Origin of the sequence: Alistipes sp., from assembly GCF_048465575.1 — a bacterium.
Lineage (GTDB): Bacteria > Bacteroidota > Bacteroidia > Bacteroidales > Rikenellaceae > Alistipes.
The window spans coordinates 60,720-73,653 of record NZ_DBFWLG010000018.1; the positions used below are offsets into that span (position 1 = coordinate 60,720).

The 12,934-nt window shown below is 58.9% G+C and carries 8 protein-coding genes; all 8 read left to right on the plus strand.

Going from position 1 to position 12,934, the window contains the following annotated elements:
• Positions 1 to 3 precede the first annotated feature (3 nt).
• The 8 genes from ACMQ11_RS05670 to ACMQ11_RS05705 all read left to right on the plus strand — a co-directional run bounded on the left by ACMQ11_RS05670 (position 4) and on the right by ACMQ11_RS05705 (position 12,934).
• Complete coding sequence (locus ACMQ11_RS05670) at positions 4 to 1,596, plus strand: hypothetical protein (RefSeq protein WP_418991796.1); 1,593 nt, start codon at positions 4 to 6, stop codon at positions 1,594 to 1,596.
• The gene (locus ACMQ11_RS05675) at positions 1,593 to 3,098 is read left to right on the plus strand and encodes an MBOAT family O-acyltransferase (RefSeq protein WP_418991797.1); all 1,506 of its coding nucleotides are present in this window, start codon (positions 1,593 to 1,595) and stop codon (positions 3,096 to 3,098) included. Before ACMQ11_RS05670 ends, ACMQ11_RS05675 begins: the two co-directional genes overlap by 4 nt.
• A 198-nt stretch (positions 3,099 to 3,296) precedes the next feature.
• Positions 3,297 to 3,938, plus strand: a complete 642-nt coding sequence (locus ACMQ11_RS05680; protein ID WP_418991828.1) for a phosphatase PAP2 family protein — start codon at positions 3,297 to 3,299, stop codon at positions 3,936 to 3,938.
• A 58-nt stretch (positions 3,939 to 3,996) separates the two neighbouring features.
• Positions 3,997 to 5,724 carry a lysine--tRNA ligase gene (gene lysS, locus ACMQ11_RS05685; RefSeq protein WP_418991798.1) on the plus strand — a complete coding sequence of 576 codons (1,728 nt, stop codon included), beginning with the start codon at positions 3,997 to 3,999 and terminating at the stop codon, positions 5,722 to 5,724.
• Positions 5,725 to 5,749: 25 nt separating this feature from the next.
• Positions 5,750 to 6,508, plus strand: a complete 759-nt coding sequence (gene tpiA / locus ACMQ11_RS05690) for a triose-phosphate isomerase (RefSeq protein WP_418991799.1) — start codon at positions 5,750 to 5,752, stop codon at positions 6,506 to 6,508.
• Between the two features lie 571 nt (positions 6,509 to 7,079).
• Positions 7,080 to 10,430, plus strand: a complete 3,351-nt coding sequence (locus tag ACMQ11_RS05695; RefSeq protein WP_418991800.1) for a SusC/RagA family TonB-linked outer membrane protein — start codon at positions 7,080 to 7,082, stop codon at positions 10,428 to 10,430.
• Between the two features lie 13 nt (positions 10,431 to 10,443).
• Entirely contained in the window at positions 10,444 to 11,964 is a 1,521-nt protein-coding gene (locus ACMQ11_RS05700) for a RagB/SusD family nutrient uptake outer membrane protein (protein WP_418991801.1), read from the plus strand.
• 31 nt (positions 11,965 to 11,995) lie between these two features.
• A complete protein-coding gene (locus ACMQ11_RS05705) occupies positions 11,996 to 12,934 on the plus strand; it encodes a zinc-binding metallopeptidase (protein ID WP_418991802.1) in 939 nt (312 codons plus the stop codon).

The following is a 12,934-nucleotide window of genomic DNA, read 5'->3' on the forward strand; positions in this document are numbered from 1 at the left end:
GCCATGAACAAGCCCCCGAAAGACTACACCCACACAAGCTGGATGGCCGCTGCGGCGCTCCTCGTTCTTCTCGTCGCCATGAGTTTCATTCCGCCGCACACGGTCGGCGGGATCGAGTTGCGCCGTGCCAACATCCTCTCCGACCTGGTGGATTTCGACGACCGCACGACTCCTGCCGCGGAGCCCGCCCTCTACGACGAGGAGGAGTTCCGCATCGACATGAACGAGGTCGCCGAGCGCATCGAAGCCGATACGGTGCAGCGTGAGGTGCAGCGTCTTTTCGCGTGGGAGATAGCGGGGGATGAACCCGTCGCGGGCCCCGTCGCGCCCGATACCGTGCGGCTGCACCCGACGCTCGTTCCGATCGAGGATTACGACACCACGGGCCTCGCGGGCATGCGCGCTTTCTGCGACACGCTGCTCCTGGCCGTCCGTCCCGTCCGGATCGCCGTGCTGGGCGACTCGTTCATCGAGGGCGACATTCTTACGGCCGACCTGCGCGAACGGCTCCAGACGGTCTACGGGGGCGGCGGTCCGGGCTTCGCGCCGATGGCCTCGCCGCTCACGGCATTCCGTCGCACGGTCCGTACCCAGTCGAAAGGGTGGACCGCCTACAACATCATGCAGCGCCGGGCCGCCCCGGCCCACCTGCGCGACCATTTCTACGTCTCGGGCTGGGTCTGCCAGCCCGCTGCAGGCGCCTCGACCCGCTGGGAGATGACCGACTACCGCGACCAGCTCGACTCCTGCACGGCGGCACGCATTTTCTTCCTCTCGCCCCACGACAGCCGCCTCGAACTGATCCTCAACGACACGCTCCGACGTACGTTCGACGTCTCGGGGGATGCTTCCGTGCGGCAGATCGCCGTCGAATCGCCTCGCCTGCACGCGCTCGAATTCCGGGTTCTCTCCGGTACGGAGGGGTTCATCGGCTACGGCGCGGTCTTCGAATCCGGAGGCGTCGTCGTGGACAACTACTCGGTGCGCAGCAACAACGGGCAGGCCATGTTCTGGACCAACCCCTCGGTCAACGCCCAGATTCACGCCATGCTCCGTTACGACCTCATCATCCTGCAATACGGGCTCAACATCATGCAGTCGGGCGTGCACGGCTACTCGGGTTACGGACGCCAGATCGAAAAGATGGTAACGTTCGTCCGCGAATGCTTTCCCGGTGCGGCGGTGCTGGTGCTGGGCGTGAGCGACCGTTCGGTCAAGACCGACGCCGGGTTCGTCACGATGGACGCCATCCCCTCGATGCTCTCCTGCCAACGCGAAGCGGCCCGCCACACGGGTGCGGCGTTCTGGCCCACGGCCGAAGCCATGCGCTCGCTGGGCGGCATGGAGCGATTCGTGGCCAACGGCTGGGCCGGCAAGGACTTTACGCACATCAACTACGCCGGAGGCCGCCGCGTGGCGTGGTCGCTCGTCGACGCGATCAATGCCGGCGCCGCCGAGGCCTATGCCGCCCGGGAACTCGAACTGCGGCGCGGGGAGGAGTCGCAGCCGTTGATCGACACCGTGCAACAGCGTAAGATCGACCGGCAGCTATTGCATCAGGCCCTCTCGAACCCCGTCAATACCCTACGGCAATGATCCTTTCCGCGACGGAGGGCCTCGGAGCGCGGTTGCAGGCCCTGATGACCTACGACGCCTCATCGCCGCTGATCTTCAGCAGCGGGCTCTTTCTGTTCCTTTTCGCGGGGTTTCTTCTGGTTTACAGCGCATTCCGCCGCGCCCCGGCGGCCCGCATCGTCTATGTCATCCTCTTCTCGCTCTACTTTTACTACAAATCGAGCGGCATCTATTTCCTGCTGCTGCTCTTCGCCGCCACGAGCGACTACTGGATTGCCAAGGGCATCCACGCCGCCCGGATGCAGCGCACAAGGCGGTGGCTGGTGGTGCTGAGCGTGGCCGTGAACCTGGGGATGCTCGGCTATTTCAAGTACACGAATTTCCTGATCGACATCTCCCACCAGCTCTTCGGCCAGGGCTTCCTCCAGTTTCAGAACATCTTTCTGCCGGTGGGCATTTCGTTCTTCGTCTTCCAGTCGATGAGCTACACGATCGACATCTACCGGCGGCAGTTACGGCCGCTGAACAACTGGACCGACTACCTCTTCTACCTCTCGTTCTTCCCGCAGCTGGTCGCCGGCCCCATCGTCCGGGCGCGCGATTTCATTCCGCAAATCCGGCAGAACCCCGTCATCATCACGCGCGAAATGTTCGGCGCGGGCGTCTTCCTCATCCTCACGGGACTGTTCAAGAAAGCCATTATTTCGGACTACATCTCCCTGAATTTCGTCGACCGCATCTTCGACGAGCCGCTGCTCTACTCCGGGTTCGAGTGCCTGGCGGGCATCTACGGCTACGCGCTCCAGATCTACTGCGACTTTTCGGGCTACTCCGACATGGCCATCGGCATCGCGCTGCTGCTGGGCTTCCGCTTCCCGAAGAACTTCGACGCACCTTACAAGTCGGCCACCATCACCGAGTTCTGGCGCAGATGGCACATCTCGCTCTCCACGTGGCTGCGCGACTACCTCTACATCTCGCTGGGCGGCAACCGCAAAGGGCGCCTGAGAACCTATGGGAACCTGCTCGTGACGATGCTGCTCGGGGGACTGTGGCACGGCGCAGCCATCCGGTTCATCCTCTGGGGTGCGCTGCACGGCGCGGCGCTGGCGCTGCACAAGGTATGGATGGCCGTCGTCCCCGGCGCCAAGGCCACGGGGTCCGAGATGCACTGGTGGAGCCGCGCGCTGGGCATCTTCTTCACGTTCAACCTGGTCTGCCTCGGTTGGCTCATGTTCCGGGCCGAGACGATGCAGACGGTCTCGCTGATGCTGCACCAGATCGTCTACAATTTCAACGCAGCGATGATCCCGCAGGTCTTGGCCGGCTATGCCCCTGTCTTCGTCCTGATCGGCGCGGGCTATGCGCTGCACATGCTGCCCGGTTCGGTCGATTCGCTGGCCCGTCGCGCGGTGACCCACGCACCGGTAGTGCTGCAAGTGGTGATGGCCGCCGCGATGATCTGGTGCGTGATGCAGATCAAGTCGAGCGACATCCAGCCGTTCATCTACTTTCAGTTTTGAAGTTTCGGATCCTTACGATGAATCGTCGAACGTCTTGCAAATATCCCGGTCCCGAACTCACGGCCTTTGGCCGTGTTTGCAATTTGGACCCACCCCCAAACCCCCGCCTTGGCGGGGGCTTGTCGCACGCGGGCAAAATATGCAGCCGGCATCCGCGTTACTCAATTACCTGACCCCCTAACCTGTCGTTTTTTGGAAATGTACGATTTCGACCACAACCTCTTTCTGGCGCTCAATTTCGACGGCGGAGCCTTCACCGACCGCCTGATGCTCCTCATCTCGGGCACGGCCGTGTGGCTGCCGCTCTACGCCCTGATTCTTTGGTTAGTGTGGCGCAGGGTGGGGTGGCGCGGCACACTGCTGTTTCTGGTGCTGATGCTCGCCGCGCTCGGCCTGGCCGACATGATTGCGGGCATCTTCAAGCACAACGGCCTCCTGGGCGACCTGCTGCCCGGCTTCGAACCGCGCTGGCGCCCCATGTTCACCCCCTCGCTCGAGGGGCTCGACATCGCACCCGACTCGCTGCGCACGCTCCGCCGCCTGGCCGCCCCCGGCCCGTGGAACGTTCACGTGCCATCCGAAGCCGTCAGCGGCCGCTACGGCACCGTCTCGGCCCACGCCTCCACGGTGGTCGCGCTGGCCGTCCTCTCCTGCACGGTGATCCGCCGCCGATGGTTCACGTGGCTGATGATTCTCTCGACCCTCCTGATCTGCTACTCGCGCATCTACCTGGCCAAGCATTTCCCGATGGACCTCGTCTGGGGGACGCTCGTCGGGGCGGCGCTCGGGTATGGCGCCTACCGACTCTTCGTCGCGGTGCGTCGGCGAATAAATTGCTAATTCGACCTTTTTTCACTAATTTTGCGGGGTTCAAAGCAAAACATCAAAACAGCACGATATGACCATCGAACTCAGTGAACAGGAACAGCTCCGGCGGCAATCGCTCGCGGCGCTGCGCCAGGCCGGCATCGACCCCTACCCCGCCGCCCGCTACGAGGTGACAGCAACGGCCCGCGAAATCGCCGACAACTACGACCCCGAAAAGGGCAACTACCAGCACGTCCGCATCGCGGGCCGGATCATGACGCGCCGCATCATGGGCAGCGCCTCGTTCTTCGAATTGCAGGACCACACGGGCCGTATCCAGGTCTACATCCGCCGCGACGATATCTGTCCCGAGGGCGACCCGACTCTATACAATACAGTCTTCAAGAAACTGCTCGACATCGGCGATTTCGTGGGCGTCGAGGGTTTCGCATTCCGCACCAACACCGGCGAACTGTCGGTCCACTGCAAGCGGTTTACGGTTCTCTCCAAGTCGGTCCGTCCGCTGCCCGTTGTCAAGGAGAAAGACGGGCAGACGTTCGACGCTTTCACCGATCCGGAGGTGCGCTACCGCCAGCGCTACGTCGATCTGGCGGTCAATCCCCAGGTGCGCGAGGTCTTCGTCAAGCGCGCCCGGATCATCGCCACCATGCGCGAATTCTTCAACGAGCGCGGTTACGTCGAGGTCGAGACCCCCATCCTCCAACCTATTCCGGGCGGTGCGGCGGCGCGCCCTTTCATCACCCACCACAATGCGCTGGACATCGACCAATACCTGCGTATCGCCAGCGAGCTCTACCTCAAGAAGCTGATCGTCGGCGGTTTCGATGGCGTCTACGAATTCGGCAAGAATTTCCGCAACGAGGGCATGGACCGCACGCACAACCCCGAGTTCACCGTCATGGAGATTTATGTAGCCTACAAGGACTACCTCTGGATGATGGAGTTCACCGAGCGGATGCTCGAGCGGGTAGCCCTGGCCGTGAACGGCACCACGGAGCTTACGATCGACGGCAAGCAGATTTCGTTCAAGGCCCCGTTCCGCCGCCTGACGATGACCGACGCCATCCGCGAGAAGACCGGTTACGACATCACGGGGCAGTCCGAAGAGCAGTTGCGCGAAGCCTGCAAGCGCCTCTCGGTCGAGGTGGACGAGACGATGGGCAAAGGCAAACTGATCGACGCCATCTTCGGCCAGTACTGCGAGGAGGAGCTCGTGCAGCCGACGTTCGTCTGCGACTACCCCATCGAAATGTCGCCCCTTTGCAAGCGCCACCGCGCGAACCCCGAGCTCACGGAACGCTTCGAGCTCTTCGTCAACGGCAAGGAGCTGTGCAACGCCTACTCGGAACTGAACGACCCGATCGACCAGCTGGAGCGTTTCCAGGAGCAACTGCACCTCTCGGAGAAAGGCGACGACGAAGCCATGTTCATCGACATGGACTTTGTGCGCGCACTCGAATACGGCATGCCCCCGTGCTCGGGCATGGGCATAGGCATCGACCGCCTTACGATGTTCATGACCGGTCAGCCCTCGATCCAGGACGTGCTGTTCTTCCCCCAGATGCGTCCCGAGAAGAAAGCGGTGGCCGACCCCGTGGAATATTATACTATGATCGGTGTGCCCGAAGAGTGGGTGCCCGTGATTCAGAAAATGGGATACCTCACCGTCGACTCGCTGCGCAAGCTGGCGCCCGGCAAGTTTTTCAACGACCTCTGCGGTTTCAACAAGAAGAACAAGCTCGGCCTGAAAGCCCCCTCGTTCGAGGAGGTCAGGCGGTGGTGCGAGAACGAATTTTAAACCAAACATTTAAAGATTTACAACTATGAGACAAAAAATTGTTGCCGGTAACTGGAAGATGAACACGCTTCCGGCCGAAGGGGTCGAACTGGCCCAAGGCGTCGCCGCGGGCCGCGGCGAGGTCTGCTCGTGCGTGAACTTCATCGTCTGCCCCCCGTTTACCCACCTCTCGCTGGTGACCGAAGCGCTGAAAGGTTCGGACATCGCCCTCGGTGCGCAGGACTGCGCTACGGAGGCCAAAGGCGCCTATACGGGCGAGGTGGCCGCCTCGATGATCGCGGCCCTGGGTTGCAAATACGTTATTCTCGGCCACTCGGAGCGCCGCCAGTACTACGGCGAGACCTCCGCTACGCTCAACAAGAAGATGGCCCAAGCCTATGCCAACGGCCTGATCCCCATCTACTGCGTGGGAGAGAACCTCGATGAGCGCGAGGCCGGCAAGCATTTCGACGTAGTGAAAGCGCAGATCGAAGAGGTCGTCTACAACCTCACGCCCGAGCAGTTCCGCGAGCTGGTGATCGCCTACGAGCCCGTTTGGGCCATCGGCACCGGGAAGACCGCCTCGGCCGAGCAGGCGCAGGAGATTCACGCCTACATCCGCCGCGTGCTGGCCGCCAAGTTCGGCGCCGCAGCCGAAGAGACGGCCATCCTCTACGGCGGCTCGTGCAAACCCTCGAACGCGGCCGAAATTTTCGCCAAGGAGGATGTCGACGGCGGGCTGATCGGCGGCGCAGCCCTCAAGGCCGAAGATTTCCTGGCCATCGGAAAAGGCTTCGCCAAATAGTTTCCCCGTATTCTACTCCGAAAAAGCCCGGTGTGTGCGCACACACCGGGCTTTTTCACGTCCGTACCAAGGTTTATTTTCCCATTTCGGAAAGGCAGGTTTTTAACTAAAAATGTCCACATACAAAAATAGGGGAATGTTAACTCATTTACAAACAATTTATTAAATATATTAACTAATGTAATACTTTTTCAGATTAGCCTTATTTATGCTTAAATTCTTGAATTATTTTTTTCGGAATAGTTACAATTTGAAATTGACTTTTTAGCCGTTTTCCGCACGGGAAGCGTTTTACGACCGGTGCCCGGTTGCAATACCGGACCTATTTCGCAACGACAACCAAGAAACGAGCACGGTTACAGAAAAGTAACCGACCGATTTTGCTATAAAACGGTTAAAAACTGACATTCACCCGACTGGACGGAAAAAACGGTTACCACTTGGTAGCCGTGACGCGTAATCGGTGGAATACCTATATTAATAAGATCCCATGTAAAGAATTCCGACTGCTCTGAAATAGCGCATGAGACACTTGGTTTTTTTAGTTAAAAAACCAATTAAACTCAGCGTCATGGTAAAAAAATTTACTCTATCGTTACTCGGATTACTTGCGATAGCGGGTTGTGCGCTGGCACAATCGAGGCAAGTCCGCGGACGTGTGGTCGATGAGAACGGTGCCCCGGTCGTGGGAGCTACCATCATCGTAAAGGACACTCCGACAATCGGTACCTCAACCGACGTCAAGGGAGAATTCGTCCTGAGAAACGTACCGGCCGGGGAGAAAGGAAACTTACAAATCTCTTTCCTGGGCTACAAGACCCAGGAGGTAGCCGCCGCACCGCAGGTGTCGGTGAAGCTCGAACCGGACGCCCAAGTCGTCGAAACAGTCGTGGTTACGGGTATGACCAAGATCGACAAGCGGCTCTTTACGGGCGCCTCGGACCGGCTGGTAGCCGAGGACGTGCTGCTGAGCGGTATGGCCGACGTCAGCCGTTCGCTCGAGGGGCGCTCGGCCGGCGTATCGGTACAGAACGTATCGGCCACGTTCGGCACCGCCCCGAAGATTCGGGTCCGCGGCGCCACCTCGATCCTCGGCAGTTCGCGGCCCCTTTGGGTTGTTGACGGCGTGATTATCGAGGACGTGACGGAGGTGGGTGCCGACGAACTCTCGTCGGGCGACGCCGTGACAATGATCTCCTCGGCCATTGCCGGACTGAACTCCGACGACATCGAGAGCATCAACATCCTCAAGGACGGCTCGGCCACCTCGATCTACGGTGCCAAGGCCATGGCGGGCGTGATCGTGGTGACGACCAAAAAAGGCCGTCCCGGTACCACCCGGTTCAACTACACGGGCGAGTTCACCACCCGCATGAAGCCCAGCTACACCCAGTACAACATCATGAATTCCCAGGACCAGATGAGTGTCTATCAGGAGTTGGGCCGCAAGGGATATTTCAACTTTGCGGAGACGCTCCGGGCCAAGGAGTACGGCGTCTACGGCAAAATGTACAGCCTGATGAACTCCTACGACCGCACCAACGGCATGTTCGGTCTGCCCAATACGGAGAGCGCCCAGATGGACTACCTGCGGCTGGCCGAATACCGCAATACCGACTGGTTCGATATGCTTTTCAGCAATTCGGTGATGATGAACCACTCGGTCAGCGTCTCGACCGGTACGAAGCGCTCGACCTCTTACATGTCGTTGAGCGTCATGACCGATCCGGGATGGTACGAACGCAGCAAGGTCAACCGCTATACGTTCAATGCCAACACCACTTTCAAGATTCTGGATTGCCTGAGCCTGAGCATCCTCGGAAACGGAAGCTACCGCAAGCAGGAGGCTCCGGGTACGCTGAGCCAGGATGTCGATGCCGTCAACGGCGAGGTCAAACGCGATTTCGACATCAACCCGTTCAGTTTCGCCATGAACACCTCGCGGACCATGGACCCCAGCGAGGATTACGTGCGCAACTACACCTCTTTCAATATTTTCGAGGAGCTCAACAACAACTACATCGAGATGGATGCCACCGACCTGCGTTTCCAGGGCGAACTGAACTGGACCATCGTGCCGGGCCTGGAGTTCAACTCGCTGGCTTCGTTCCGCTACTCCTCCACCTCGATGCAGCACCACATCAAGGACGATTCGAACCAGGCCCGCGCCTACCGCGAAATGTCCGACGCAGTGGTCCGGGGCGACAATCCCTATCTCTACACCGACCCCGACCAGCTGAACACGCTGCCGGTATCGATCCTCCCGAACGGCGGTATCTACGAAAAGCGCGAGTACAAGTCGCCCAGCTACACCATCCGAAACGCCATTACCTGGAACAAGGCTTTCAACGACACGCACATCCTGCACCTCTACGGCGGTATGGAGATCACCTCGGTCGAGCGCACCAACGACTGGTTCCGCGGCTGGGGCCTGCAATACAACCAGGGTGAAAAAGCGTTCTACAACTACCTGGCTTTCAAGAAAGCATCCGAACAGAACAACGACTATTTCACGCTCTCGAATACCCGCCGCCGTTCGGCCGCGTTCTTTGCCATGGCCAACTACTCCTACAAGGGCAAGTATTCGATCAACGGCACGATCCGCTACGAGGGTACCAACCGCCTGGGTAAGGACCGTTCGGCCCGCTGGCTACCGACTTGGAACGTGGGCGGTGCATGGAACATGCACGAGGAGAATTTCATGAAATCGATCGAAAAGGCCATTTCGCACCTGAGCCTCAAGGCTTCGTACAGCCTTACGGCCGACGCAGGCCCGGACTATATCACCAATTCGAGCGCCATCATCCAGAGCTACAACACCCCCAACCGCCCGACGGCAGGCGATAAGGAGACGGGGCTCATAATCAATATGCTCGGCAACTCGGCCCTGACGTACGAGAAGAAGCACGAGTTCAACGTGGGGCTCTCGGCCGGTTTCGTGCAGAACCGCATTAACCTCGAACTGGACCTCTACTGGCGTAACAATTTCGACCTCCTGGGCCGTACCAACACGCAGGGTGCGGGCGGTGAAATCTGGAAATATGCCAATATCGCCGACATGAAATCGCGTGGCGTGGAGTTCACGCTCTCGACGCGCAACATCGTCCGCAAGGATTTCCGCTGGACGACGGACTTTACTTTCTCCTGGAGCAAGCAGGAGATCACCAACCTGCACACCGACGCCAACGTCATCAACCTGATCCAGGGTACGGGTTACAACCTCGAAGGGTACGCCCCCTATTCGGTCTTCTCGATTCCTTTCACGGGGCTCGACACGGAGGGTTTCCCGACTTTCAAGCTCGGCGGCCAGACCATCACCAAGGCCAACTACAACACCATCGATTTCCAAAGCACGAACGAAGAGGTGCTCAAATCGCTCAAATACGAGGGTCCGACCGACCCGGTCTACACCGGCGGTTTCGGCAACACATTTACCTATAAAGGATTCCGACTCAACGTTTTCATGACTTACGGTTTCGGCAACGTCGTGCGCCTCAATCCGATCTTCAAGTCGCGCTACTCCGATTTCTATGCCATGCCCAACGAGTTCAAGAACCGCTGGATGGTGTCGGGCAACGAAAAGACGACCGACGTTCCGGTGATTGCCAGCCAGCGTCAGCTCACCGAGTACAACAAGAACTACGTGCAGCGCGGTTACAATGCCTACAACTACTCGAGCGCCCGGATTGCCAAAGGCGATTTCATCCGCATGAAAGAGATTTCGCTGACGTACGATTTCCCCAAGCGCTGGATCCAAAAGGCCAGGCTGGAAAACCTCTCCCTCAAGGTGCAGGTGACCAATCCGTTCCTGATCTATGCACACGAGTCGCTCAACGGACAGGACCCTGAGTTCTTCCAGTCGGGCGGCGTCTCCTCGCCGCTGGCGCGCCAGTTCACTTTCACCCTGAAATTCGGCTTCTAAAAACCAGACGAACATGAAAAAGATATTTTATACAGCCAACAAACTCGTTCTGTTGTTCGCGGGTCCGGCGCTGCTCTTCTCGTGCAACGACTACCTGGACGAGATGCCCGACAACCGCACGGAACTGGACAATGCGGAGAAGATTTCGCAGATTCTCATCTCGGCCTATTCCGAGTCGCTGCCGGTGACCATGCAGGAGATGATGTCGGACAACGTGACCGACTACGGCAAGAACATCGACATATACGATGACTTGTTCCAGCAGTCCTATCTCATGCAGGACGTTACCGGTACCGCGTTCGACACACCGTCCGCGGTCTGGAACGACAACTACAATGCCGTCGCTTCGGCCAACCACGCACTCGAAGCGATCGAGAAACTGGGCGATACGGAGGAGTTGGAGCCGCAGAAAGGCGAAGCCCTCATTTGCAGAGCCTACGCTCATTTCACGCTCTGCAACGCCTTCTGCCAGGCCTATAATCCCCAGTCGAGCAAGACCGACCTGGGCATACCCTACGTCACCAAACCCGAAACGACCGTCTTCGTGGATTACGAACGCGGCACGGTAGAAGAGGTGTACGCAAAGATCGCAGCCGACATCGAAGCCGGCATTCCGCTGATCGACGATACGAAATACACCCAGCCCAAGTACCACTTTACCAAAAAGGCTGCTCAGGCGTTCGCCGCCCAGTTCTACCTCTATTACGGCAAATACGACAAGGCGATCGAGTATGCAACGGCCGTTCTGGGCGAAGACCCGTCGGCGCAGTTCCGTAATTGGGACCTCTTCACGGGGACCAGTTCGAAGGAGTACTCTAACGCTTACAACGCTTCGGATGAGGCAGCCAACATTTTCAACCAGGGTTTCTCCACGATCAACGACCGCACCATCGGGTATCGCTACATACACACCCAGGCGATGCTTTCGGAGACGCTGCGCAGCCTCGGCCCCTGGATGACGGCCTCGCCCATTGGCACGCTTCCGGCCTACAACACCGTGTACAGTTACGCCAGCCGCAGTTTCCTGTTCCCCAAAATGTCGGAGTATTTCATGTACACCGACGTGGCGCAGGGAATCGGACATCCCTATTGCGTGCAGGTAGTATACAGCACCGAGAAAACGCTTATCGATCGGGCCGAAGCCTATGCAATGGCCGGACCGCAGTATTACGACCTCGCGGCCCGCGACCTCAACCTTTTCTATGCGAGCGCCGGAGCCCCGACTGCTCACTCGGCCGCCCAGATCGCCTCATTCTACGAAACTGCGGGACCGCTCTACAAGCGGGAGATCGCTCCGCGATTCACGGTCGAGGCCGGGACGCAGACCAACCTCATCCACGCCTGCCTGCACGCCCGGCGGATCGTTACGATCCACGAGGGTACGCGCCTGCAAGACCTCAAGCGCTTCGGTATCGCCTATACGCACTTTGTGGACGGAGCCGCCAACATCGAGGTCGCACCCTACGACAAGCGGTTGGCCATTCAACTGCCCGCCACGGTAATCGCAGCGGGTCTGGAAGCCAATCCCCGCTAATCGAGTTTGAAAAAAGAATAATAGTTGAGCTATGAAAAAGATACTTTTATATGCACTGCTCCTCCCGGTCGGCTTCCTCTTGGGCTCCTGCAACGAGGACTCGCTGAGCAGCACGAGCGTCATCACCGGCTCGGTCAACGTCGAGACCGAGTTCGACACCTGGCTCGAAGACAACTACCGGGCACCTTTCAACATCCGCTTCCTCTACCGTTACGAGGACATCGAAACGGACATGGATTTCGACCTGGTTCCGGCCGAGGAGATTTACAGCCGCATCCTGGCCAAGATGGTCCGTTTTCTCTGGCTCGATGCCTATACGGAGGTGACCGACGTGCATTTCATGCGCGAGAATTCGCCCCGCATGATGCAGGTCATCGGTTCGGCGGCTTTCAACAAGAACAATACGTTCCAGCTGGGAACGGCCGAGGGCGGTCAGAAGATCACGCTCTACGTGGGCAACTGGCTCGATGACTACCTCGACATCATCTACACCGACCCCGCGGATGAGAGCAAGGGCTACAAGGTCGTGCTGACCGACGTGGACATGGTCAACTACTACTACCTGCACACCATCCACCACGAGTTCGCCCACATCCTCAACCAAAAGAAAGACTACCCGCGCGATTTCAACACCATCTCGCAGAACGACTACGTGGCGGCCTGGAGTAATCTTTCCGAAAAGGACGCCGCGGTCAAGGGTTTCGTCAGCCCCTACGCCAGCAGCGCACCGGGCGAGGATTTCGTCGAAGTGTTTGCGTTCTATCTCACATGGAGCCCGGCCGAGTGGCAAGCGAAGCTCGACCAGGCCGGCGAGACGGGGGCCGATCGCATCCAGCGCAAACTGGTTATCGTTAAGAAATACATGACCGAGACCTGGAACATCGACATGGACGAACTGAGAGACGTATTGGGCCGCCGGTACGCCGAGGTCGAAAATTTGAATTGGTCGGACTTTAACACCGAAGAATAA

Bases quoted from the DNA above. Each gene is read 5' to 3' on its own strand.
- tpiA (WP_418991799.1), top strand. From the start codon at position 5,750: ATGAGACAAAAAATTGTTGCCGGTAACTGGAAGATGAACACGCTTCCG.
- lysS (WP_418991798.1), top strand. From the start codon at position 3,997: ATGACCATCGAACTCAGTGAACAGGAACAGCTCCGGCGGCAATCGCTC.
- ACMQ11_RS05675 (WP_418991797.1), top strand. From the start codon at position 1,593: ATGATCCTTTCCGCGACGGAGGGCCTCGGAGCGCGGTTGCAGGCCCTG.
- ACMQ11_RS05680 (WP_418991828.1), top strand. From the start codon at position 3,297: ATGTACGATTTCGACCACAACCTCTTTCTGGCGCTCAATTTCGACGGC.
- ACMQ11_RS05670 (WP_418991796.1), top strand. From the start codon at position 4: ATGAACAAGCCCCCGAAAGACTACACCCACACAAGCTGGATGGCCGCT.
- ACMQ11_RS05705 (WP_418991802.1), top strand. From the start codon at position 11,996: ATGAAAAAGATACTTTTATATGCACTGCTCCTCCCGGTCGGCTTCCTC.
- ACMQ11_RS05695 (WP_418991800.1), top strand. From the start codon at position 7,080: ATGGTAAAAAAATTTACTCTATCGTTACTCGGATTACTTGCGATAGCG.
- ACMQ11_RS05700 (WP_418991801.1), top strand. From the start codon at position 10,444: ATGAAAAAGATATTTTATACAGCCAACAAACTCGTTCTGTTGTTCGCG.